Source organism: Vibrio sp. 811 (assembly GCF_033339195.1).
Map to the genome: position 1 here is coordinate 1 of NZ_JAWOUB010000032.1, position 26,582 is coordinate 26,582.

The window sequence follows — 26,582 nt, forward strand, 5'->3', positions numbered from 1 at the left end:
AAACTGCTAACGGCGACGGCAGTTTTACTTACACAGCCACAGCAGATGGCAATGCCGTATTTGAATTGGTGGTGAAGCCAGATGGCAGCTACACCTTTACTCTGCAAGGCCCACTAGACCATGCGGTGAACAGCGACAGTCTGCAAATCGACTTCCCGATTATCGCAACAGATTTTGATGGCGATACCTCGACAGAAACACTGCCTGTCACCATCGTTGACGATAAACCAACCATCACCGACGTAGACGCGATCCGTGTGGATGAAGATGACTTAGCAACAATTGGCTCTGACGGCGCAGATCCAATTTCAATCGATGGTAACTTCACTACAACGCAAGGCTCTGATGGGGTAGTAAGCTACCAATTAGATACTGCTGCAACGCCAGTTGATGGCCTAACATCGCAAGGTGTGGCAGTGACCCTGACTGAAACTGCAAACGGTGATGGTAGCTTCACTTACCAAGCGACGGCAGGTACTGAATCGGTCTTCACGCTAACAGTAAATACGGATGGTTCATACAACTTCACGCTGCAAGGTCCAATCGACCATGCGACAGACAGTGATGAGCTGACACTGAACTTCCCAATCATCGCAACGGATTTTGATGGTGATACCACCACAGAAACGATCCCAGTCACCATCGTGGATGATAAACCGACCATTACCGATGTTGATGCGATTACCGTTGATGAAGATGACTTAGGTACGATTGGCTCAGATCAGACTGGCCCGATTTCAATCGATGGCAACTTCACCACCACACAAGGCTCGGACCGAGTAGTGAGCTATCAGCTCGATGCTTCTGCAACACCAGTGGCTGGACTCACATCACAAGGCGTGGCAGTCACGCTAACTGAAACCGCAAACGGCGATGGCAGCTTTACCTATCAAGCAACAGCAGGCACCGAGTCGGTCTTTACACTGACAGTGAACACTGATGGCTCTTATAACTTCACACTTGAAGGCCCAATCGATCATGCTGTTGATAGTGATGAGTTAACGCTCAACTTCCCAATCATCGCGACCGACTTTGATGGTGACACGTCTGCTGAGACAATTCCTGTCAAGATCGTTGATGACAAACCGACACTTGGTGGCATCGAAGCAACAAGTGTGCAAACGGTTGACGAGGACGATATCCCAACAGTCGGATCTGATGGTACGCAGTCGAACAGCATTGCAGGTAACTTCATCGCGACTGATGGTTCTGATGGCATTTTGGAGTACAGCGTTTCTGACCTGACGACGCCAGTACAAGGCCTGACCTCTGGTGGTCAATCTCTGGTTATGGTTGAAGTATCAAACGCAGGTGGCGTTTCAGTTTACGAAGCTCGTATTGATGGCACGACGACACCAGTATTCCGTGTGACCCTTGATGCCTCTGATGACAGCTACACGTTCGATTTGCTTGCTCCTCTCGATCATCCAAATGCTGATGGCCAAAATGAACTGGTCATCAATTTACCGATAAACGCGACTGACTTTGATGGAGACGTGTCGAACAACATCACCTTACCAATTACGGTTGTGGATGATGTTCCGACCATTGATGGTTTGCTAGCAGGCAGCGAACAAACCGTTGATGAAGATGACCTACCAGCAGGTACGGATGCTGCAAGTGCAGAAGATACTGTTATTTCAGGTACTTTTGATATCACCGAAGGTGCTGACCAAGTTGCTTCTATTCAGCTGAGTGACCTGACCACGCCTGTTGCGTCACTGACTTCAGATGGTGAAGCTATCACCTTAGTTCTGTCTTCTAGCGCAAACGGCGTGAACGTATACCAAGGTGTCGCTGGCAATCCTGCTGAAGTGGTGTTCGAACTGACGTTGGATGCGACGAACAACACCTACGAGTTCGATTTACAGAAGCCGCTTGATCATCCAGATGGTAATCAGCAAAACGAGATTGTTATTAACCTCCCTGTGACGGCGACAGATAATGATGGTGATACTTCACCAGCCTTCACATTGCCAATTACCGTAGTGGACGATGTTCCAGTGGTTACCAATATTGAAAGTCTGCGTATCGAAGAAGATGACTTACCTCTTGGTTCTGATGGAACGAAAGAGCCATTAACGGTATCAGGTGAGTTCGAAGTCACTAGCGCAGATGGTATTGATGCTTTCGAATTGGATCTAAGCTCAAATCCTATCCCGAATCTGAAATCGGGTGGAGAAGAGGTAACACTTTCTCAAGACGTTGGCGCTTCAACTGCTGACGCGCTTGTTTACGTGGGACAAACACCGGGTGGAGTGACGGTCTTCACGTTGACACTTCATCAAGATGGTAAATACGACTTTGAGTTATCTGGTCAGTTAGATCACGCGGTTAACTCTGATGAAATTTTGTTGAATCTACCTGTGAAGATCACGGATGGCGACAACGATACCATCACTGCGACCTTGCCAGTGGCGATCGTAGATGACAAGCCAACCATTGATGCTATTAGCTCTGGTAGTACCTTGTCTGTGGATGAGGATGATATTCCAAGCCAAGGTTCGGACGACACGCCAGAATCCAATATCATTGGTGGCAACTTTGACGTTACTGATGGTGCCGATTCTATCGTTAGCTTCCAGTTGGATAGTTTAACGTCGCCTGTTTCTGGACTTACCTCAGGTGGTCAACCGCTTGAGTTGGTTGAGTTTTCAAATTCAAACGGTGTGATTGAGTACCGAGCTTATGTACAAGGTACGACGGACACCGTCTTTAAACTGACGCTAAATGGTTCAGCAGACAGTTATGAATTTGAACTGTTGGGTGCACTTGATCATCCTGCGGGTAACGATGAAAACTCGTTAGTCATCAACTTCCCAGTCAACGCGACTGATTTTGATGGCGATGTGTCCAATAACATCACCTTGCCGATCACCGTGGTGGACGATGTTCCAGCTATTGTGAAAGTGACAGACTCTAGCCAACAAACCGTTGATGAAGATGATCTTTCCGGTGGCTCTGACACGACAAGTAATGATTCTACGGTATTGAACGGTGGATTTGAGGTCGTTGCTGGTTCAGACAAGATTGTCAGCTACCAAGTTTCAGACCTCGATGCAGTCGTGTCTGGTTTAACGTCGAACGGCAGCAGCATCGAGTTGAATCTAGTAAGCACGAATGGTGGAGTAACCAGTTACGAAGCGGTTATTACTGGCACATCAACTAAGATCTTCACGCTGTCTCTTGATGCGAATAATGACAGCTACCAATTTGAGCTGTTGGGACCAATCGACCATGACGCTGTTCAAGGTGAAAACAACCTTGTCATTGATATTCCAATTACAGTAACAGACTTTGATGGTGACACGTCATCATCACTGAATCTTCCAATTACCGTGGTTGATGACATTCCCGAAATTAAATCAGCAGATGCTTTGGCTGTTGATGAGGATGACCTTGCCAGCGGCTCTCAGGCAACCAACAAAGACAGCCTAGAAGCAACGGGCAATTTCGATACGGTGGAAGGGGCAGATACCGTTGTCTCTTACCAGTTAGATCTTACTTCTAACCCGATACCAGGAGTAACTTCAGGTGGTCTTGCGGTGACGTTAGTTCAAACCGCGGTAAGCAACAACAACTTTACTTATCAAGGTCAAACACCTGATGGTAAATCAGTGTTCACGCTAGTTTTGAACGCTGACGGCTCTTACAAGTTTACGCTTGAGGGTGCGCTAGATCACTCAACTCAAGGCGAAGATACACTCATACTTGATCTCCCAGTCTTTGCGACCGATGTCGATGGCGATACGGCCGGTATTAACTTACCAGTGACGATTACCGATGATGTTCCAACCTTGCACGATGCGTCTATTTCACGTGTTGAGGGACAAGGCAGCCGCACGGTTCGTTTATTCCGAGACCCTGTAGAGGGGGATGATGACCTTGGTGCTGACGGCGCACAAGTGACTTCATTCTCGGCTGATGATTCAGGCATTTACTTTAAGCAAAACGGTGTTGATTCTGATTCTGTCGATTTGAACGGCAGCGACCAAGTCGTATTTGTTCACAAGGTTCTTGACGGAGTGGATACTGAAATCGGTCGTTTGGTTGTTCGAACCGATGGCAGTGTGTCATTCCGTCCGAATGACGATCTTGACCATACCGAAACCGACTCGATTGATTTCACCATCAACGTTGTTGCAACCGATGGTGATGGCGATATCGCAGATGCCGATGTGGATATCTCGATAAGAGACCGCAATGCGCAAATTGACACGTCTACCGTTACTGCGTTCGAAGACCAAGGGCGTGATGGTGTCGTTGTGGGCGTTGACTCTGCAAACACTCAGGACAACTTGTCGACGCTGGATGTTAGCCCTGCGAAAGTCGACTTGGTTATCAATTTACATGATATCGACCGTAACGAGAGCTTAGGTGACATCACTATTCGAGATGCTGATACTCACAACGGTACGTTCTACTACCGAGACGGCAGTGGCAACTACATTGAATTAACATCTGTGGGCAATACGGTTGTTCTCGACGCATCAAATGTTGAGCAGTCATTCAATGGTGAGCTTGTCTCGTTAGATAACTTGTACTTCGTACCAGATCGTCATACATCAACCGATGCTTCTGGTATCGATCCTCGTATCCGCGTGGAAATTCTTAACAATGGTACGCCAGATCATACGATTAATGGTCGTTTAGACATTGAAGTTGCTGCCGTCGCAGATATTGCAACGTGGACGGCAAGCAGCGAATTTAACTACTCGGTTGATGAAGATGGAAACAATGTCGCACTTAACATCACGGCTGAAACCCAAGACACTAGTAACCCTGAAGGCATTGTGTACGAGCTTGTCTTTACACAAGGAGAAGGTAACGCAGAGTTAGTCTATTCAGATGGTAGTGCGATACCAAAATCCGGTGGTGTTTATCTGGTGGATGCAAGCCGAATTGATGAAGTTCAAGTTGATCCGATAGATAACTTCTCGGGCGAAATCAGAATTGATGTCACCGCTATTACGACGGAAAACAACAATCCACTGCTTGGGAAAGATACCGCTCGCTCAGAAACCGAAACCATCATTATTGATGTAAACCCAGTTGCGGATAAAGGTAGTTTTACTGTAAACCGAATTAATGTGTTTGAGGATAACGCTCGAACTCAAAATACGGTAGACCCTGTCATTGATCACGACCCACTCCAATTAAGTGAAGTGATCACCATGAAACCATCAGCGGACTTAGATGGTTCTGAAGCGTTATTTGTGCGCATTTCTAACTTCTCAATTGATGGGGTTACTCTGGTGTGGCTGGACTCAGCAAACCCAAGTCAGATAGTAGAAGTGACCGATTCAGGCGGCAATGTACTTTATTACGAAGTGCCAGAGTCTGAATTAGCGAACGTCGAAGTTCTTCCTCCGTTGCACAGCAATGATGACTTTACTTTCAATGTCGAAGGCATTGTGAAAGACACAGCATCATTGTCTACCGGTACGACAGAAGATGTGTTGTCACTGGGCAGTAAGACCGTCATCGTTGGTGTAAAAGGTGTTGCTGACATACCAGACACGGTATTAATTGACGCGGGGAACGTTTGGAACCGATTCGTAGACGGAGATGTGGCCGGGATAGAGACGACTATCGAAGAGAATGGTGTTGTAAACCTTAACTTCTCGGTTGTATCTGGTGAAGTTGCCGATAGACCACAGGATGATTCAGAAGCCATTACTGTTATCCTGTCCAACATCCCCGACGGTGTTCGTGTCGTAGATTCAGACGGCTCAAGCGTTGACCTCACCTTTGTTGGCTATGATGGTAACGGTCAACCGATTTACGAAGCAAACATCACTGGGCTGAATTTTAATTCCGGTATTCAAATTATTCCGGAAGCCTCTTCAACTGAAAATATTGCGATTACAGGGACGATCATTGTTACCGAGAATGATGGTCATAGCCGTGTGATTGAAAGAGAGGTAAGGATCAAGGTCGAACCCGTTATTGATGCTCAAGATAACTACGTTGTTCGATCGGAGGGAGATGAAGATACGCGCTTTAACATCGATTGGAAACCGACGCTCGTACAAAGCCCTGATACCGATGAATTCTTTAGTGATGTAACCATCTCTGGATTTCCTCCAGGCAGCACGGTCTATGTAGATGGTGTGGCACAAGCGCTTGTTTCTGGAACACTAACGCTTTCACCGCAAGCTGGTGAATCAGAGCAAGATTTTTCCGCTAGAATCTCTCAAAGTGGCTATGTTCAAGTCCAGTTGGAGCAGGATTCAAGTACTGACTTTGACTTGACCACAACCGTCACTGTGAAAGAGATTGACCATGAATATGTTGACGCTTCGAATCCCGGTGAAGGTATCGCTGAGAAAACCATCAATGGTACGGTGAATGTCCAAGTTAATCCAATCGTTGAGCCAGAGGATAAGACGGGGGCAATAGACGACCAAACCCGTCTGCTTGTCACTGAAAGTGGTGGTGGTGCTACCGATATCGTGAAGTCAGACGATCAAGGTAACATTGACTTTACGATCAACACTTCTATGGGGGGCGAATCTGGTGCTCATATCATTAAATATCAAGAGTTTGATGCGTCTTCAGATGAAGTGGTGACTCAACTTGTTGTTCAATTTCACAATGTGGACCCTGAGATCCTCAACCAATTGGTTATCGTCGGTGCACTAAATGAAGGTGGAGGTCGTTGGACAGTAACTAATGAAGACAACTTCTCAATTAAAGCGCCGTCTGGACTTGATTTAACACCAAACGATGACAGTGACGATGGCGATAACGGTGGTCTCTCTCAAATTGGCTTAACCATTTACGCAGAAGTGAATGATTTGGGCGAAGATTTGGGCAACGAAAAAGATGCGACGGTCATGCGCCAAACGGATGTGACACTTGAATTTCCTACCGTTCTCACACCGCAAATGAGTGTAGCGGCAGAGATTCAGGTGGCTGATGATGTCCAAATTCAAGCGTTGGAAGACAATTCTATTAACCTTGGTGCTCAGTTAACGTCGAAAGTTGATGCGATTAATGCAGATGGCGTGGAGGATGTCTTGACTATTATCGTCGATCCTTCAGCTCCTGGTATTCCTCCTGGCTTGGTGATCACGGGGACGGATATCGACTTTGTCAATGGTAAATACGTGTTCCAAGCCCATATCGATGCGAGTGGAAATATTACTGGCCTTGATGGTTTGACGATGCACTTGGCAGAAGATTACGCAGGTGATTTCGAATTACCAATTCGGTTCGTCACTAAAGACACTGAGTCCGGTGATGAAAAAGAAAATAATGTTCAGTTTCCAGTTCAGGTTTTACCGGTTGCAGACGTTCCGAGTTCAGCCGGGGATCAGCCGTTGGATAGCGATGTCACACCAAATGTAAGAGTAGATATCGTCGGTACTTTCGGCTTGGATGCAAACAAACAACCTGTGACTGATCTAAATAACGACGTTCCCACGGCGGATGGTGTTGGTTACGAAGATGGCTTAATCCAACTTAACTTGAGTGTTGATTTTGCCGATCAATTTAACAACACTCAAGGTGGTCGAGAAACACTAACGAACATCAAGTTAGAGCTTGATGACACAACATTAGGTGAGTTTGTTGATGCCAATGGTAACAGCTTAGGAACCAGTATTGAGTTTAATGAAGCTGAGATTTTAGCTGGTGCGCTTGACAATGTTCTGTTTAAGCCAAAAGAAAATTACCCCGTAGGTGGTGGCCAAAATACCGTCAAGATTAATATCGAGGGAGAAATTACTGATGAAGCTGTGTTTGATCAGTCTATCTTGAATAACTCTGGCGATAATATAGATGTAAGAACCTTCACTGACGATGTCACATTTGAAGTTACGCCAGTCGTTGATGACATTACCATTACAGGTGCCGATCCGACGCAGCCAATCACGGTGATTGGTGACGAAGATACTTTAATTTCGCTGAATCAATCGGGCTCTGGTGTTTCGATCAGCCTGAACGATAATGACGGTTCTGAGAGTTTCGTTTCACTCAAGTTAACGGGACTTCCTGATGACTTTATCGTTAAATCCAATTCCTCTGATTATGTTGTTAAGAACAACGGTGGGGGCGAATGGAGTATTCAACTAAAAGATCTCACTCAGACGTCCATTGACCTGAGTGACATCCAAATTAAACCGCCAAAACACTTTAGTGGCGAGGCTGAGATAGGTATTACGGTCTTCATTCAAGAGGAGTTGCTACAAGTTCCAACGGAACGAAACAACAACTTTACGCTGATTGTTAATCCTATTGGTGATGATGTTGATGTGAATCCCGATACTTCGGCTGCAGGTAATGAGGGCGAAGACATTGTTATTAATGTAAATGCGTTAGTGGTTGATAACAAAGAGTCCATCGGAGATGGTGCAAACTACCAGGAAAATGATCCAGAGACGCTGAGAGTTGAGGTCTCCAATGTCCCTGATGGGGCGAGTGTTTCATTACCTGATGGGGCCGTGTTTACTGACCAAGGCGGCGGCATTTTTGTCTTAGAAATCAATGCTCAAGACTTGGATCAAGTGGTGTTTAATTCTGGGGATCGCAACGATAACTCATGGGATGGTTCGCTGCATTTCAAAGTGCAAGCCGTTGATACTGGGCTCGATGGCAGTCAAAGCTTGGGCTCCGCAGAGGAGTTTGATGTCACTGTTGATGTTGAAGCAGTGAACGATCGTCCAGAGTTCGTCAACACCGTGGATGTGGAAACACCAGAAGATACGCCATTGCTGCTTGATGGTTTCAGCATTACCGATATTGATGCTGTACTCGATGATCCGAATGCTGAATACGTACTCAATGTGAACGTCGACAGCGGTATCTTGAAGCTTAATCCAACGCTCATCACTACTTACAACCTAACCGTGAGCGGTGATGGTACGGGCTCCGTTGAACTGAAAGGCACAGTGGCCGATCTAAACAATGCCATTGCAGACGGTCTGATTGAGTTTAATCCAGACCTGAACTTCTTTGGTGACGTTCAGGTGGACGTGACAGTCGATGACCAAGGTAATGAAGGTATCGTAATTGGTGGGGTAGATGACACCCTAAATACCAACAGCAGCAGCTTCAATATTGAAGTGACAGCGGTGAATGATACCCCAGAAACTACGCCAGTGACGCTACCGGATATTGAAGAAGACAGTGGTGTGTTCTCCATCTCTGAAGCGGACCTTATTGCGAATGCGACAGACGTAGAGAACGATAATCTCACGGTTAGCAATGTTCAGTTAACGGATCCGAATTCGGGCAGCATTACTTTCAACAGTGGCACGGGAGAGTGGGAATTTACCCCAGCACCAGATTACAACGGTCCAGTTGAAATCACGTACACCATTACAGATGATGGCACGACAAATGGTGCGTCCGATCCTAAATCGGTTAACGGCAGCGCATCGTTCAACGTAACGGAAGTCAATGATGCTCCAACGACGTCTGAAGTGACACTTTCTGATATCGCAGAAGACAGTACGGCGGTTGATATTACCCAAGCTGATTTGTTGGCGAATGCGTCTGATATTGAAAACGACACCTTGATGGTGAGCAATGTCCAGTTGGTTGATCCAAGCAGCGGCACATTGGATTTCGACAACGTAACAGGTACATGGTCATTTACTCCTGCGCCTGGCTACAACGGCAAGGTCGATCTGACCTACGACATTACCGACAACGGTACAACGAACGGTGTTTCAGATCCTCAAACGGTGTCAGGAACGGCGACCTTCGAAGTCACTGAGGTGAACGATGCACCGGTAACATCAGAGGTAACGTTGAGTAGTACCGAAGAAGATGGTGGTTCGGTAACTATTACGGCTACTGAGTTGCTGAGCAACGCAAGTGATCCTGAGTCAGACAACTTGACCGTCGATAATGTTGCGTTAGTGGACCCAGCTTCCGGCACGCTGACTCAAGTGAGTGCGACAGAGTGGACGTTTGAACCCGCAGCAGATTTCTTTGGTGACGTTAATTTCACTTATGAAATCACAGATGACGGAACCACTAACGGCGCTCCAGACCCAATTACAATCGCGGGCACAGCAGTGTTGAATGTTGAAGCGACCAATGACGCACCTGAAATCACTGCAGCATCGGTAACGGATACGATCAACGAAGCCGATGGCCAGAAAATAACGGGTATTAGTGTAAGTGACATCGACTTCACTGGTGCGCAGGCGAATGAAATCATGACGGTGACTCTTACAGTTACCGAGGGCGACCTTCGTGTCGAGCCGCCAGCAGGTAGTGGTGTGACTGTTGGGGCGGGGATGGCTGGTGAAATAACCCTAATGGGCACACCAGATAATATTAACTCCGTTCTTGGAGCAACAGACGCTTCTGAGGGTGTATTTGTGGATGCAGGAGATGTCAACGCAGCTTCAATCACTTTATCGGTGAAAGTCGAAGACAACGGTGTGTACTTCGAAAATGCATCGGGTTCCGCATTGGAGGCGAATCAAGATTTCACTATCAATGTGACACCTGTAGCTGATGCACCTACATTGAGTATCAATCCTCAGTTTAATTACATTCGTCAAATTGCGGCTAGCCAAACCGCGAGCAGTCAAGGTTTAGCGATTGTCGGAATCATGGCGGCGCTTACTGATATTGACGAGGTGCTGTCTTTGGAGCTAACGGGCGTACCAGCTAGTGCTGAGGTAACAAGTGGCGTTTCTCCATCAGGTATTAGCTTCGATGGTACCACTTGGACAGTACCAAGCGATGAAATTGATACGCTAGAAATTGTCGCAACAGATACTAACAGTGGTATTGATGTCGGTTCTTACGATATTTCGCTTACGGCGATATCAACGGAATCTAATGGCGATGAAGCGCAGTCTTCACCTGTCCAAATTAGTTTGGATGTGAGTAGTGATAGCGACGATATTGACCAGTCAACCGCAGTGGACGACAGCTATTTAGTCGGTGGAGACACAGGTATCAACTTGATTGGTGGCGACGGTGACGACGTTATTCTGGGTGGCGATGGCGATGACGTGCTTATCGGTGGCTTAGGTTCAGATATCTTAACGGGTGGAGACGGCAGCGATATCTTCAAGTGGACGGTAGACTCCGTTGATGAAGGGGCAGTGGATACCATTACTGACTTCACTGTTAACGAAGACAGTATCGATTTACGTGAAGTTATCTCTGATCTCAATAACTCAATGATCGACATGGATGATCTGCTTGGTCACATTTCGGCAGACTACGATGCATCGACGGAAAGTGTTTCTCTGAACATTACGACGGATGCAAATGTTCAACAGACTATTGTCGTGGAAAACTTAGGTACTTCAATCGACTTCAACGGTCTCAGCTCCAACGAGATTGTAGAGTCATTGCTCAACAACGGTGTTATTGATAACGGATAAACCTGTATACAACACAAAAATGGGCGGCTCTGATAAGCCGCCCATTTTTTTCGGGAACGCTTGATTTTAAACAGGAGATATTTGAATCGAAATAGAAAGCAAGAACGAAGCAAAGGGGGTATCTTGTTACGACGTTATAGTGATAGTTGGAAATTAAAATAGCGATAATTTGACGTTAAATCGCCTAAACGTGGATGTCTAGCAAGCTGCCAATGATTTCATTGTTTTTCTCTATGACAGACGCGCCAACTCGGTTATAACCAGCGGCTTGTGCGAGGTTGATGAGAGATTCAACTTTTTGAGAGGGAAGGCTAGGTGTTGAGGCTGTTATTGCGACATCCGCAACCGCAGCTAAATCGATGTTGTGATCAGAAAGCTCTTCTTTTACCTTACTTACATTATTGCTAATGCCATGTGCAGCTTTCTCGGCCATTTGTTGTGACATCTGAACGATGTGGTATCCAGATTGAATTCCCGATACAGGCATATCACTACTCCCAACATTATGATAGTGAGAGCATAGGTGGAGTTTATAAAACGTTCAAGTGTTTTATATCAATGACTTGATTAGGCAAACAGTTTGGCAAGCATTTCTCTTTCTTCACCAGATAGAACCGGTTTTTGCGCTTTATTTAGTTTCACGCTGATCTCACCTTGTAATGACTTTAACTGACTTGCCGTTAAATCACTGAGCTTTTGCTTAAGTTCATTAAATTGTTGTGCGTTCATCTCAATACCTTCGTCGTGATTCGGTTTATCCGTCGTTGCCCGAAATTCTTCATCCTTTGGATACAACATATTTATTCAACCAAAATAGATTAGAATTTGATCGATTGCTTTTTGTCCGAATATTGTCAAGGTGTGTTAAGTGATACGTCAGATTTTTCCTAAGAAGGTACATAATTACCCACTTTGGGGTAGATGGAAACGTAAAAAGAAAAAGGGAAGCGATATAGCGCTTCCCTCTTACATATGGTTTGAATGTTACTAACTTACCCTGACGGCAAACTTACTAGCAAGTGAATGAAGCTCTGGGAGCATGCGATAGATAAGATGAAGTTGCTGCAATACCATGCGGGCAGAGCTGTCGTCTTCATCGCGCCATTCGTTTAAGCGTTGCTCGAGTCCAGCATCATCAATATTAGATAGGTCACACTCCTCACAATGCTGGTGAAGCTGTTTATGAAGTACATCCAGATGCTGATGAATACAACGGTGAGCATCTAAAACGAGTTTATGAATTGACTCATCTTCGATGCGAGTTCTGTGCGCGCCTAATGCAGAAATATAGTTCAACATTGCGTGATTTAACGTTAGGAAGCGAAAACTTTCATCAACAGCTGCGCGATATTTGCCAGGCTCCGCCAGCATCGTACTAATCGCAGAAGAGAGTGAGGCATCATTATTGTGGGCCTGGCGGCGAGCGATACGGTAACTCAAATTGTCTTTCTTGCCGATTCTATACTGACCAATGATCTGATCGAGATACTGCTTGTTCGCCTCTATCGCATCCGACATAACTTTGTGAAGCCTTCTCGACTGCCAGTCGGGCAAAATAACTAATACAGCTCCTACTGCAAGCACACACCCGATGAGGGTATCTGCTAGTCGAGGAAGGACAACTGCGTAACCTTCACCTAGTTGATTAAATAAGAAGAGGACGAGCAGTGTAATAAAACCAGTCGCGTACCCATAGTTGTTCATCCGGAAGGCGAAAAACATCACACCAGAGATAACGATAAATACTAACTGGCTTTCTTGAGAAGGGAAAAAAGTCAGCAATGGTACACCAATCAACAAACCAGCTAATGTACCTATTACTCGCGCCGTCAATTTTTGGCGAGTGGCACTGTAGTTCGGTTGGCATACGAATAAAGTGGTTAAGAGTATCCAGTAACCTCGGTCGATGTTGAATATTTGAATGATTCCATAGCCAATCGTTAAGGCAATTGACATACGTAATGCATGCCGAAACAGCATCGAATCTTTGTGTAAATTTGCTGATATACGCTGCCACATCGCTTTTAGCGTGTGTGGGTTGGTATCGGCGAGGGTATCTTCTTCGAGGCCTTCAACATCTGGGTTGTTAATGTTATTAAGTTGTTTTTCTACCGTCGCTAAGTTATTGAATAAATATGTTAACTGCATCAGCAGACGTTTCCAGTGCCCTTGCTTTTGTTCTTCTAGATAAGCAAGAGAGTTTTGTACTTCAGCTAATGCCAGAATAGATTGATCGGTATGGGAGTATTCATTTCCTAGCTGAATGGCTAGTGCAATATCACGACACGCTTGGGCTTGAGACTCCAAAAGATATTTAAAACGAAACAGCACATCAGAACGTTCAAATTCGGTCGCTAAATCCTGATAGCGATAATGGCTAGAACTGACGCGTTCGTGAATGTCTTGAGCGATGAAATAAATATTTAAAAATCGGTCACTAGGCCCATCAATGTGACCCCGTTTCGATCGGTTAAGTAATGTGGTTTTACAAGCGTTTAGTGCCGTAACCGTGGCAGCATTGCATTTTGCAGCTTCAATCCGTAGTGGTTGTGGCGTCAAGTTGGTCACAGGATGAAAAAGCTTGGCTTTCGCATCAAGATAATTCGCCATTTGGAAGAACACATTGGCTAAGCTTTGTTGCACCGGTTGAAGGGGCCAAAATATCTGCCAAATCATGGACATGAAGTAATACCAAGCGGCACCGGTTAAAAGCAGTAGTGGCTGAAACCAAATGTTGGTGCTTTCATGTGCGCCAAGCATAGTATAAATAGCGATCAGCAACGAACCAAAAGCAATACTCGCGTACTTAGGACCTATCGCCCCAAGAATGATGAAGCCGAAGGTTGAAATAAATAATCCCAACGCAAAAGCCCAAGGGGTATCGAACAAGATTTCAATTGAAAAAGCAGCAAGCGCAAAACAGAGAAAGGTGAGAATCAGAGCCTTGATGCGTCCAGTGAAACTGTCATCACTTTCAGCCAAAGCAGCAGCAATAACGCCTAATATTAATGGCGTTATCAGCGTGTTTTGCTCGAAGTACCAAGTTGGGATAACCACACCCAGTAAGGTAATAAGGATAAGAACGCTGTAATTTATCGTCTTGTTTGCCCAATATAGCCGAAATTTAGAAGTTGCTTGCACAATGCGCCTTATGTTTCCGATGAAGAACAGGGGGAATACTACCAGACCCACTATAGCGCGTTTATGATTTACTTTAAGAAAAATTCGTTGTTGCTGATAAAATCAACAGGATGTCATTGACTTATACTAAAGCAGCCACGCAATGTGTCTATAATTGTAAAGTCAGCTTCAAATAGAATGAGCTTTAGGTTACTAAATCGACAGTAATGTGAATTTTATTAAAGAATAAAAGAAGATGCTTACTTAGGTGCTCGCCATTGCTACAATTTGGCGCCTTAAAATGATATAAATCGACAACTTCTAAATTAAAAGGCGCACGTTTCATGCAGCTCACTGCCACTAGCAAAGCACAGTTTTTTATTCAAAATGAGTACCATCACGTCGAAATAAAAGAGAACAGTGTTTTATTAAGCTCAATAGGCAGTGAAGAACATATTCCTTTTACGATCTGGAATGGCAAAGTTAGCGTAAAGCGTGGGTTGTTATGGAGCTCTTTGCAGTTTTTTGCTCATGAGCACGAAGGCAAACAACAAAGTTGGCTAGTACAAGGACTACCGTGGCCACAATGCCGTAAGTTTGCTCTTGAAGCTGTTCGTCAGTATCAAGAATGGCACAACACTCAGTGCCGAAAACTGGCTGAGTATCTACCTAAGTGGGAAGAAGAGCTTTACAAACTAAAGCACTTGCCTGCTTACTTATCGCATTCTCAAGTGGTCTCCTGGGTTGAAAGTCTTAACCAAGAGTTAAGCGAGATGAAAACCACCCTAGAAGAAGCCAAAATGCGAATGCCGAATCGTATGTCGCAAATAGAGCCTTGGCTCATTGATACCTCTGAGGCGCTTGGTGAGCGTAATCGCGATTGGCTAGAAGCAGAACGTCCAAATTGGGAAGTGCTGTTTAATCAAATTGAATCCTCTCCTTTGAATTTATCCCAGCAATATGCGGTATTACTCAACGACGACCACAACTTAGTTCTTGCTGGTGCCGGCTCGGGCAAAACCAGCGTTTTAACCGCACGAGTTGCCTATTTGTTGCAAAGCCATCAGGCTCAAGCAGAAGAGCTTCTCATGTTAGCGTTCGGTCGTGATGCGGCGACTGAAATGAAAGAACGCTTAGTAGATAAAGTGGGCATGGCGGCAGACGGTGTGCGCGTCAACACATTCCATCAGTTGGGCTTGTATATTCTTAAACAAGTCGAACAGCAACCTGTCGAAATTAGCCCTTTAGCGTTGGACGAAAATCAACGAACGGCATGGTGTGTAGACTGGTTGAAAAAACATTGGATGACACCCACCAACTTTAAACGTTGGCAAAAACATTTAGACAAATGGCCGATTGCGTACCTAAAAGGGGATGATGAGTTAGGAAGCCATTCAGAAAATCCAAAACTGATCGCTTGGCTAGATTCGCAGCTGTCTCATTTAGCGGCGGTAGGGTTGACCAAAAAGCAAGTACAAGAAAAGCTCGTAAACCACCAAGACTATACGCGTTTAAATAGTGAACTCGCCTTATGCTGGCCATGTTTTACAGCGTGGCAGAAAATGCTTAAAGAAAGCAACCAAGTGGATTTCCCAACCATGATCAGTCGTGCGACAGATTATGTGAATAAAGGAAAGTTTGTCTCGCCATGGCGCTTTATTATGGTCGATGAGTATCAAGATATCTCTCCAGACCGTCTGGCATTGATTGAAGCACTGTGTGAATCCACTCAGAAACAAGCAGGTGCGACGTTATTTGCTGTTGGCGACGATTGGCAAGCTATCTATCAGTTTGCAGGAGCGGATGTCGATCTTATCACTGGTTTTAAAGAACGCTTTGCTCACTCAACCGTTCATCACTTAGATACAACTTATCGTTTCAACAATCAGATTGGTGATGTAGCGAATACATTCGTGCAGCAAAACCCATCGCAGTTGCCGAAAACACTAAACAGCCACATACAACGCAAGCAGAAGAGCGTACATACCGCGCCGAGCAATCAAGTGGAAAAGATCTTGGATCACTTGAATCAACAAGCCAAGCAAACCAAGTCAGTTTTATTGCTAGGACGTAACCATTATCATAAGCCCGATTTGTTCGACGATTGGTTGCGACGTTTCCCTAATCTCGATATTCGCTTTATGACTTGCCATGCGAGTAAAGGACGCGAAGCTGACTTTGTGATTATTCTTTCTGTGGATGAGGGACAATTCCCCGCTAAGAAGAAGCAAATTCACATTGATGGTGCGTTGACGGAGTCCAAAGACAAATTCCCTTACGCAGAAGAGCGCAGGCTATTTTACGTGGCTATTACACGTGCGAAAGAGAAGGTTTGGATCACGCATACTGGCGCGGGATCTGCATTCGTTCAAGAGCTCGTTAATGGTGACTATCCCATAGTGACTTCCCGTTAAATGCAACGTTTAGAATGTTAAAAACAGCAAGGGCGATACTTGGTATCGCCCTTGCTTTATTTGGTTGGCATCAAAGCTTACATGCGCTCAGCAAGATAGGCTTCGTAATCCGGTACTTCGATGTCTACTTCTTGCTCAAGAAGAGGGGAGTTAAACAGGAACTTAGCGGTGGCTCGGTTCGTTGCTACAGGAATATTCCAAACACTAGCAATACGAAGAAGCGCTTTAACGTCTGGGTCGTGAGGTACGGCATTCAGTGGATCCCAAAAGAAAACGAGAACGTCGATTTTGCCTTCTGAAATGAGAGCGCCTAGTTGTTGGTCACCGCCCATCGGACCACTGATCATGCTCTTAATCGCAAGTCCAGTTTCTTTACTCAGCATGTGTCCTGTCGTGCCAGTTGCGTAAAGGAAGTGACTCTGTAGCTTTTCTTTGTTTTCTTTTACCCAGCGAAGTAGCTCAGGTTTGCAGTTGTCGTGAGCAACCAAAGCCACATGTTTATGGGTTGGCATGGTACGAATGGTTTTTTGCATCAAGATGTTTCCGTTTGTATGATTTTAAAATTGTTGTGACTCAATAGAACACGTTTTTGGTCTTTCAATCAACAGCCTTAACACGGAATGTCGGCCTATATTCTGACGGAGATAACGATTCTTCGATCGTGTCGTCATGAAGCGTCTTCGGAGTCAGTGGTTTGATGGTTGGTGAGGCATGTTTGTCATAAGCTTCACCCCTTAAGTAATGCGTTGCTTGCATCACGGAAAGCCGACCTTGCTGCACCATTTTATCTGTTGGTGCGAAGAGCACTTTGTTACGTAACAGGCCTCGATATACACCATGACTTAAGTACACAGAAACTAAACCGATCTCCTCAGCTTTGCCGGCACTGCGCAGTTCACTGATGGCCGCTTCAATCGCCACTGCACTGCCAACAATGTAATCTATATTTCCCATATCGATCACACGTTGAACTAGGTTACGTTGTAACTCCTTGTCGTTGTCTGCCCAAAATGAGTCAACAATGTTGATATCACTTCCTTGTATCGCTTCATAAAATCCGGCAGTAACGGGTTTCGTACCACCACGAGTTCGCGGCCCCAAAAGTAAGGCAATGTTGGTTTTTCCTGACCCCTTTGGATGGCGAGCTGCCAAATGTTGACCCGCTTCGTATCCCATCCAATGCCAGTCAACACCGACAGTCCCTTTTAGCAACTCACTTTGTTCTTCATCCAAGTCGAGTTGGTTCACAGTAGCAAAAACGGGAGTATTCCCCACCCAATTTTTAAGTGAGTGCTCGTAAGCCTGTGGGTCCACGGTCCCAAGGATAACCGCATCTGCTCCCCATTGGTTACACAGTGCGAGTTGTTGTTCTTGACGGGTTTTGTTTGGGTAGCCGCCCGCTTCAAGGACTCGTAGCTCGACACCTTCTCTTTTCGCTTCGGACACCATTCCATAGTTTACTGACAACCAGTATGAATCCTTTAGGTGAGGGTATATTGCACATATTTTCTCTGCGGCAACCGCTGGCAAAGAAGCAACGAGGGTTAAAGTGGCTGCAGAATGTTTGAAAAATGTGCGAAATGCGTGTTGATTTTTAACCATGAAATGAAGTTCGTTGGCATAGATTAAGTAAACACTGCAAAATATAACGTAATATGTCGCTGAACACGAACATTAAGGTCATGAAAATATGCTGCTAGCAACTGCAAGCATCGGTCGTAAACTTTTGTTGTCTTTCATTGCGATGGCAATACTGGTCATGTTATCGGCACTTATTGGTGTGTCTGGATTTTCTTTGGTTGCCAAAACCGAAAGAAATGTCGTGGATTCTGCGATTCCCGCCATGATTGAGGCGAGACAAGTCTCTGAGTTGAGTACTCGTATTATTTCGTCTGTACAAATGTTGTCGAACGCAAGAAACGAGCAGGAAAGAAAGGAGTCAGGGCGAGTGCTGTTCGAACAGCTCGAGTCTTTACTCACTCACATCAAGGAGCTCGGGAGTGAGTCGTTCGATTCTCAATTGTTAGAAGCTTTAGAGAATAACGTCCAGAACGTTATCGACAATTTGGCAGAACTCGGTGTTTCGGTTGAAAAAAAGCTGTGGCTTGCAAAAGAGATAGATACTCGTGTTGAAGAAATGCGTCTGCTCAGTGAAGAGCTAGAACAACTAACTCGTACGCAAGTTCAGAATACAAGCACCATTGCTGTTGCTAACGTCACGCATATTTATGACTTATTAGAATCGAATAAAAAATCGCAAGTTTATCAGGCGCTAGATGCACTGGTGGAGGTCGATCTTGATCTGACTGAGCGATTGCATGAACTGCACTTGTTGGCCTTTAAAATGTTGAATCAGATTGAAGAGGCTCGGACATTAACGAATATTGAGCGAATTCAACAGGTTCAAAGTGATTTCGATAGCAACCTCAAAATCATGCAACGCCGTGTACTCGCTGTGGAAGATCCTACGCGCTCTAAGCAAATGAGCCAACTGCTCATAGAGCTTGGCAAGCGTCAGGTCGTATTTTCTATACTGATGCAGCAATACGAGAATAACGAACAGTCACAACAGCTGATGCAAAAGACATTAGAGTTGTTCTCAGAGCTTAATGGCACGGTCAACAAATTGGTTGATGATTCAAACAAAACCACTACCGTCGCTGTAGACCAATTGACCAGCACATTGAAATTCGCTCAGTGGTCTCTAACCGTTATTTCAATTGTTGGTTTGATTGTATTGGTGCTGATTTTATGGCGTGTGGTGTACCTTTCTGTTGTGAAGCGGTTAGCGGAATATTCCGCTGCGTTGCTGTCTGTGGCACAGGGTAACTTAGCGGTTGAGTTGGAAGTGAAAGGCAAAGATGAGTTGGCGCATATGGGGCAGGCCATCATCACGGCTCGTAATACCGCGCAAGCACTAAAAGTGGTAGCAGAGGGTGAAGCTCAAGCCAAGCGAGAGCTTGAGGAGCATAAAGAGCATTTAGAAGAGCTTGTTGAGCAACGCACTTCGCAGTTAAAACAAGCCAACCGCCGTTTGAATGAAGAGGTTTTGAATCACGCTAAAGCTCGCAAGCAAGCAGAGCAAGCGAGCCGAGCAAAATCGGCATTCTTGGCGACGATGAGCCATGAGATAAGAACGCCAATGAACGGAGTGTTGGGGACAGCACGCTTGCTGATTGACTCAGGCCTCAACCCAATTCAAAAGCGTTATGCGGAAATCATTAATCGTAGTGGTAAAACGTTGCTCGCGATCCTTAATGATGTACTGGATTACTCCAAGATTGAAGCGGGGCATTTAGAAATTCGTCACATGGGCTTCGATTTACACCAAATGGTGGAGGACACTTTCCAGTTAATGAACAGTCGAGCACAAGAGAAGAAGCTGCTGTTCTCCTACCATATTGAAAGTGATGTTAGTCGCTACTGGAAAGGGGATGTCACCAGAATCAGTCAGGTGCTGAACAATCTTGTTGGTAACGCGATTAAGTTCACTGACGAAGGAGAAATTGATATCTACGTTAGCCTGAACCCTGAGGACGAGTCGCAAGTCCTGTTTGAAGTATCAGACACTGGAATAGGAATTGCCAAAAAATACCAGAGAACGTTGTTTGATGCCTTCACGCAAGCTGAAGGTGGGATGAGCCAAACTGGAGGTACGGGGCTTGGACTTGCCATCAGTAAGCGAATCATTGAAGCGATGGGCGGTGTTTTAGAAGTCGATTCCGAAGAGGGAAATGGTAGCCGATTCTGGTTCTCTATTCCGTTAGAGGAAAGCGAACCTGTTGAAACAGGAACCGTGGCAACCGCACGTTGCAAAGTGAAAGCAAAGGTCTTGCTGGTAGAAGATAATGAAGTCAACCGAGTGGTCGCGGAAGGTTTTCTAGAAAGCATGGGGCATCAAGTCGTGATGGCGGAAAACGGCTCACAAGCAGAGCAACTGATCAGCACACAGGATTTTGATATCGCTTTAGTCGACATCAACCTCCCTGATTGTGATGGAACTGAGTTGATCCAACGCTTAAAGCGGATTGAGTGTGATAAGCCGGCCAATAAAGCGCTTGCCGTCACGCCAATGATTGCAGTGTCTGCGCACGTTTTTGCGGAAGAAGTTGAGCGCTATCTAGCCGCTGGTTTTGACGGATACTTGCCTAAGCCATTGGCAAAAGAGGCACTCGCGGCATTGATTCAGGATGCGCTAGACGGAAAGCCGTTGTTGTTGCCACAAAATGCCGACTGTACCCCGTTTGATCAAATTTCGCCTCAAGAACAAGAGCTACAATCAAAGGTCGTTCAAGCACCTAAAACAAAGGAACCCGATGTGGTTATCATTAATCCGAGCGTGATTGAGTCCGATATGAAAATCTTGGGCAGAGATAAGATGTTGCACATTATTAATCTGTTTAGATCCACCAGCACTGATGTATTAAGCAAACTGCAAGCGTCTGCTGAGGACAATGATAGTAAAGAAGTAAAGAACCTTGCCCATAAATTAAAGGGCAGCGCGGGAAGTTTAGGACTAACTGCATTAATGAACGCTTGCCAAGCAATTGAAGCCGCGGCTCAACCTTTAGATACCTATAATGCGACTAAAGATGATTTAGTTTCTCAAGTGTCTGCATCAATTCAAGCTCTGGATGAGTTAATGGCGAAGTAATCCATCGAGCATTGAAAATAAAAAAACCTCCGGCTTTCCGGAGGTTTTTTCTATTCGGTCATGTCATCTTCCCACTCGAATCGAGTGTCTAGGGCATAAGGGTCATCATCAAAAGGATGTTCCACTTTGCCACGCAAGTATTCGAGTTGATGCTCAAGCATATTGACCGTTTCGTAGTCTCCCTCAGAACAAGCAACGTAAATCTGTTGTTCAAGAGCGGCAATGTTATCTCGGATACCCATGAGAACCCCCTTAAATCATCATCGATTCTCAAAACGATTATAGTCAAGTAATCCAAATTCGATCGGTTGTTTTGTACGGTACCAATTATGTAAACGATCGCTAAATGACCAGAATTTTTCTGAGCTTCTACGAATCGCAAAATTATCCAATAACTTAACGTAATCGGACTCGTTTTGGATGGCACTAAATTGATCGACAAAATCTTTTACTTGGTTTTCGTTGATCGAGAAAAATGCCGCAGGGTAGCTTCCCACAACGCCGCGTACAATGGTCATATCATCGTTAGCAAAGTCACGGTTACTTTCTTCATCAAACAAGCTAGAGATGTTTGTGTGTGCATTGTTGTGAAGTAAGGTGAACAGTTCATTTTCCCCTGATTGACTTCTCACCATAAGCATAGTGATTTGCGGAACGGTTTTTAGGCCTTCACCACGAACGTGGTCAATACGTTTTAGTTGCTTTTCACTACTCGCAGAAAGAGCCGTGTCTTGAATTTCGTAGCGAGGCAGAAGCACATCTGAAACATGTTCGCTCAACAACTCCACCAACTCCGTTTTTGGATCGTCACTCTTATACTGAACGCTGGTTGGTTGGTTAAACGGCTTCACATTTCGTTGTAAAAAGTCACTCAACTGCGGGCTTTGATCTTTATACCAGCTAGATTGAAGTTCATGGCGCATATCCGCGGGTAACAACGAGATAAAGTTACTTTCGCCTTCTAGACGCAAGAAGTCCATAAACATTCGTGTCATGAGCTGGTGGCCGAAGTTACCGTAAACGTCAAACCCAGCAACAAGCAAATAGTGGATACGCTCTAGTAACGCGTAGTCAAGAATCCACACTGTTTTAGGCTGCTCACCAACTAACCCTTGAACAACAGAAGCACTATCAAAATGGCGGAATATCGTTAATGCCGCATTATGGTTGGTGCCATTACCGTCCCAAATTACATCGGTGGATAGGTTTTCACCTTCTTTAAACCAGTTATTAGTGAACTCAGATTTAGCCTCTAGGTAGCGAGCTTGTTGACGCGCGTACTTGACCCAGTTGGTAACAGGTAGCGTGTTACTTTCTTGCTCTGCCGGTAGTTTTAGATTATCAGCCTGAGATCGGTAAAACTCATTTACTTCTGGGATGTCTGCTTTATCTGGATCAAGGAAAAACACCCAAAAGCGATCATTGATAACATTCAATGCCAGTTGGCCACGACAAACTGGGCCTTTGATGTATGCCATTATTGTATTTTGTGCATTATCTAGCATGAACTTAAAGCGCGACTTCACTGGAAGGTCGATGAATGATGTCATCGGGTTTGCAGCAACTTCTGGTTCATAACTCGGTAGCTGACTAACCATGTAATCAGCATCAATAAACCAAGTTTTCCAGTTCTCTATGCGTTGCTTGTTTAACGCGAATGGCATGTGAGTTTTATCTACTATGGTCCCTTGCTCTGGAATAATTCGATAAAACACACGTTCAACCCCTGGATCATCGTACGGGCGACGCGTTGAAATACGTTTGACGGGCTGTCCTGGTGGTGTAGCAGAGCGGACGAGCGTGAAGAATCGGGGATCTTCATCGAGTTCCGAAAAGTAGAGATGAGATAAAAATAAATGCTCATATATATACCTAGCCATCAGCTGATTTTTCAAATCAGAGTGGTTAAGTAATGCTTCGTACTTATCTATTTGCGCTTGCTCTTTCTCACTAACAGGTCGGTGAACGTTCATTATTGCGCCGTTTTCCAACCAAGTCATGAGTGTGTGGTATTCACTGTTTGATAGGTTTGGCATACCAAAAGGCATTCCCCAGGTCGGGTTATCCTTTTCGTATTGCTCGTATTCTTCAATCGTTGGACAGGTTTGCTCTCGGTCTATCGAAAAGTCAAAGCCTTCTAACTGGACTTGGTCAGGCAATGGGTGGCGCTCCTTTTGTTGTAGCAAACGTGCGATAAGGCCTGCATCAATGTTGGCTGCCATGCTTTGATCACGTTCGTTGAGAACCGGATGAAAACCCGCATCGCGCCACTCTTGGGTTGTTTCTGCATCTTCGAATAAGCGTGTTGGTGCTGCGGCTGTGAGTCTTGTTCCTTCATATACCAGTGCTTTACTCGCACCACGGTCAATGCCCTCAACAGAAGAGAGCTTAAGTTGACATGGTGCATCGTAGCACGCGTGGCAGACGACACAGCGGTTATCCATAATGGGTTTAACTTCGCTTTGGAAGAAGTTTGCTTGAGGGGTTTCCACGTCAACTGTGCGTTCACGCACGAGCTGTGGACCAAACAGTTGGTCATAGTTAAGACCAGCATAGGTTGCACAGCCGGCAAACAAAGTAGCAATGCAAAGTGTAAAAATTAAGCGCAAATTCATTGAGTTATTTTACGTGATTAGAATTTGCATTAATTAAAGCAAAATAAGCGGTCAATTACCAAAAGTTGGGTCAATTAGCGTTAATTTTTCTGTTGATTGTCTGAGCGCTTGAAAATGTAACCCTGGCGGTGGACTGTCTGAATTCTGTCTGTTGGAACGCCTTCGTGAACTAGACGCTTTCTCATTCTGCTCATGTGCATATCGAGTGCTCGATCATGTTCAGTAAATTCACGTTTTAGTACTGTTTCGTAAAGAAAATGCTTACTAAGTACTTGGTCTTGATGGTGAGTGAGAGTTTGCAGCAGCTTAAATTGAATGCTTGTTAACTGAACAGATTTCTTGTTTGGCAAGTAATTGAGTACCACAGAGTGAGTGCGCTTATCTAGTAATAGCTCCTCATCATTATGGTGAACGCCGTTGTGTTGGCATTGGGAAGTTTTTCCATTTGAAACCTTGGAGTCAAGCACACGGGTACCTTAATTATTAATAGTAGTAAAACGTATTATCATTAATATTTATATAAAAGCAATCAGGTACTTTATGAGCACTGTGATATGCGTAGACAATCTTAATACTTGAGATTAACAGTAGTGATGAATGGTGCCATGGCGCTCTGAACTAAAGTGCTATTGGAGTGCGTATTAGCTACAAATAACGGTGTAATGTTAGGCAAAGATAGAAAGAATTCTCATTTAGTAAATTCGCTTATCCGCTATTTGTGAACTATACATTCTGTTGCAGGAAGCACTTTTCTAATACACACAGAGGTTTATATGACAGCGAAATATGGCGTTAAACGCCGATTAGCGATTCTTGCCGCCGCTTTAATCGGTGCGACAAGTAGCAGTATCGCAGCAGAGAAACCAAATATTCTCGTCATTTGGGGTGATGATATTGGCCAGTCCAATCTCAGTGCTTACACGTTTGGCTTGATGGGGTACAAAACACCAAATATAGACAGTATCGCCAAAGAAGGCATGATGTTCACTGACTATTACGGTGAGCAATCTTGTACAGCGGGCCGTTCTACTTTCATTACGGGCCAAACCGTTCTTAGAACAGGTTTGAGTAAAGTGGGGCTTCCAGGTGCTGATCTTGGCTTGAAGGAAGAGGACGCAACCATTGCCGAAATGCTGAAGCCGATGGGCTATATGACAGGGCAATTTGGTAAAAACCACTTAGGTGATAAAGATGAACACCTTCCTACTAATCACGGCTTCGATGAATTTTTTGGCAACCTTTATCACTTGAACGCCGAGGAGGAGCCAGAAAACGTCGATTATCCTAAAGATCCTGAGTTTCGTAAAAAGTTCGGTCCGCGCGGCGTTATCCGTTCGTACGCTGATGGCAAAATTGAGGATACAGGACCTCTAACTCGTAAGCGCATGGAAACCGTGGATGAAGAGACGTTAGATGCGGCACTCGATTTTATGGATCGTGCAGTCAAGGCTGAAAAACCTTTCTTTGTCTGGTGGAACGCAACTCGTATGCACTTCCGTACTCATGTGAAAGAAGAGAACTCTGGAAAAACAGGTATCAGCGAGTATGCAGATGGTATGGTCGAGCATGATAACCATGTAGGTCAGCTACTGAAAAAAGTGGATGATTTGGGTATTAAAGACAACACAATCGTCTTTTACTCCACCGATAATGGCCCACACATGAACTCGTGGCCAGATGCAGGTACAACGCCATTCCGTGGAGAGAAAAATACCAACTGGGAAGGTGCGTACCGAGTTCCTGCGATGGTACGTTGGCCAGGTAAAATTAAAGCTGGCTCTGTTTCGAATGATATCATGCATCACATGGACTGGATGCCAACGTTCGTTGCTGCCGCGGGTGATGACAATATCAAAGAGAAATTGCTCAAAGGTTATAGTGCGAATGGTAAGAAATTCAAAGTTCACCTAGACGGCTATAACTTCCTACCATATTTGACTGGTAAAGAGGATAAGGCCCCACGAGAAGAAATTTTTTACTTCTCAGATGATGGAGACTTAACTGCACTTCGTTATAACAAATGGAAGCTGGTCTTTATGGAGCAACGAGCAAAAGGTACGTTGCGTATTTGGGCTGAACCATTCACCACACTTCGTGTTCCTAAGATCTTCAACTTGCGTATGGATCCTTACGAAGTGGCTGATATCACTTCTAACACTTACTACGACTGGATGCTAGACCGTGCTTACATGCTTGTTCCTGCGCAAGCTTACGTAGGCAGATTCCTTGAAACGTTTAAAGAGTTCCCACCAAGGCAAAAAGCAGCAAGCTTCTCGCTCGATCAAGTGATGGAGAAACTAAAAGAGAACCCAAATAAGTAGGAAAAGCTAAGTGAAGTATCACTGACCCGTCCTGATATGGGTTGACACTTTTTAACTAAAACGCTCGATGTACTTCATCGGGCGTTTTGTATTTTAAA

General features: G+C 45.0%; 12 protein-coding genes. 4 read left to right on the forward strand and 8 right to left on the reverse strand.

Annotated elements, in window-relative coordinates; translation table 11 throughout:
- A partial coding sequence (locus R7Q46_RS23640; RefSeq protein WP_318077819.1) for a cadherin-like domain-containing protein occupies positions 1-11,360 on the forward strand: 11,360 nt, incomplete at its 5' end.
- A gap of 184 nt (positions 11,361-11,544) precedes the next feature.
- Here R7Q46_RS23640 and R7Q46_RS23645 read toward each other — a convergent pair.
- The 3 genes from R7Q46_RS23645 to yccS form a co-directional block, all read right to left on the reverse strand.
- A complete protein-coding gene (locus R7Q46_RS23645; protein WP_047101396.1) occupies positions 11,545-11,847 on the reverse strand; it encodes a hypothetical protein in 303 nt (100 codons plus the stop codon).
- Positions 11,848-11,927: 80 nt separating this feature from the next.
- The gene (locus tag R7Q46_RS23650) at positions 11,928-12,158 is read right to left on the reverse strand and encodes a hypothetical protein (protein ID WP_005376575.1); all 231 of its coding nucleotides are present in this window, start codon (positions 12,156-12,158) and stop codon (positions 11,928-11,930) included.
- A gap of 189 nt (positions 12,159-12,347) precedes the next feature.
- On the reverse strand, positions 12,348-14,501 hold the full coding sequence (gene yccS, locus R7Q46_RS23655) for a YccS family putative transporter (protein ID WP_005376573.1): 2,154 nt from the start codon (positions 14,499-14,501) through the stop codon (positions 12,348-12,350).
- A 323-nt stretch (positions 14,502-14,824) separates the two neighbouring features.
- On the opposite strand from yccS, the gene helD reads away from it, so the two are divergent.
- Complete coding sequence (gene helD, locus R7Q46_RS23660; protein ID WP_138940154.1) at positions 14,825-16,894, forward strand: DNA helicase IV; 2,070 nt, start codon at positions 14,825-14,827, stop codon at positions 16,892-16,894.
- A gap of 77 nt (positions 16,895-16,971) precedes the next feature.
- On the opposite strand, the gene R7Q46_RS23665 is transcribed toward helD, so the two are convergent.
- Together R7Q46_RS23665 and torT are read right to left on the reverse strand one after the other, a co-directional pair.
- A complete protein-coding gene (locus R7Q46_RS23665) occupies positions 16,972-17,427 on the reverse strand; it encodes a methylglyoxal synthase (RefSeq protein WP_005376571.1) in 456 nt (151 codons plus the stop codon).
- 64 nt (positions 17,428-17,491) lie between these two features.
- A complete protein-coding gene (gene torT, locus R7Q46_RS23670) occupies positions 17,492-18,541 on the reverse strand; it encodes a TMAO reductase system periplasmic protein TorT (RefSeq protein ID WP_318077821.1) in 1,050 nt (349 codons plus the stop codon).
- A 43-nt stretch (positions 18,542-18,584) separates the two neighbouring features.
- On the opposite strand from torT, the gene torS reads away from it, so the two are divergent.
- Entirely contained in the window at positions 18,585-21,548 is a 2,964-nt protein-coding gene (torS, locus tag R7Q46_RS23675) for a TMAO reductase system sensor histidine kinase/response regulator TorS (protein WP_230238015.1), read from the forward strand.
- A 50-nt stretch (positions 21,549-21,598) separates the two neighbouring features.
- Here torS and R7Q46_RS23680 read toward each other — a convergent pair whose 3' ends face one another.
- The 3 genes from R7Q46_RS23680 to R7Q46_RS23690 all read right to left on the reverse strand — a co-directional run bounded on the left by R7Q46_RS23680 (position 21,599) and on the right by R7Q46_RS23690 (position 24,630).
- The gene (locus R7Q46_RS23680) at positions 21,599-21,790 is read right to left on the reverse strand and encodes a hypothetical protein (RefSeq protein WP_005376565.1); all 192 of its coding nucleotides are present in this window, start codon (positions 21,788-21,790) and stop codon (positions 21,599-21,601) included.
- 18 nt (positions 21,791-21,808) lie between these two features.
- The gene (locus R7Q46_RS23685) at positions 21,809-24,163 is read right to left on the reverse strand and encodes a fatty acid cis/trans isomerase (protein WP_318077820.1); all 2,355 of its coding nucleotides are present in this window, start codon (positions 24,161-24,163) and stop codon (positions 21,809-21,811) included.
- A gap of 80 nt (positions 24,164-24,243) precedes the next feature.
- Positions 24,244-24,630 (reverse strand): winged helix-turn-helix domain-containing protein, encoded by a 387-nt coding sequence (locus R7Q46_RS23690; RefSeq protein ID WP_005376561.1) that lies wholly within the window; start codon positions 24,628-24,630, stop codon positions 24,244-24,246.
- Between the two features lie 306 nt (positions 24,631-24,936).
- On the opposite strand from R7Q46_RS23690, the gene R7Q46_RS23695 reads away from it, so the two are divergent.
- Complete coding sequence (locus R7Q46_RS23695) at positions 24,937-26,484, forward strand: arylsulfatase (RefSeq protein WP_005376560.1); 1,548 nt, start codon at positions 24,937-24,939, stop codon at positions 26,482-26,484.
- The last annotated feature ends 98 nt before the right edge of the window (positions 26,485-26,582 follow it).

Coding starts and splice junctions, on each gene's coding strand:
- R7Q46_RS23645 (WP_047101396.1), bottom strand. CDS start 11,847: ATGCCTGTATCGGGAATTCAATCTGGATACCACATCGTTCAGATGTCA.
- R7Q46_RS23650 (WP_005376575.1), bottom strand. CDS start 12,158: ATGTTGTATCCAAAGGATGAAGAATTTCGGGCAACGACGGATAAACCG.
- helD (WP_138940154.1), top strand. CDS start 14,825: ATGCAGCTCACTGCCACTAGCAAAGCACAGTTTTTTATTCAAAATGAG.
- R7Q46_RS23665 (WP_005376571.1), bottom strand. CDS start 17,427: ATGCAAAAAACCATTCGTACCATGCCAACCCATAAACATGTGGCTTTG.
- torS (WP_230238015.1), top strand. CDS start 18,585: ATGCTGCTAGCAACTGCAAGCATCGGTCGTAAACTTTTGTTGTCTTTC.
- R7Q46_RS23680 (WP_005376565.1), bottom strand. CDS start 21,790: ATGGGTATCCGAGATAACATTGCCGCTCTTGAACAACAGATTTACGTT.
- R7Q46_RS23685 (WP_318077820.1), bottom strand. CDS start 24,163: ATGAATTTGCGCTTAATTTTTACACTTTGCATTGCTACTTTGTTTGCC.
- R7Q46_RS23695 (WP_005376560.1), top strand. CDS start 24,937: ATGACAGCGAAATATGGCGTTAAACGCCGATTAGCGATTCTTGCCGCC.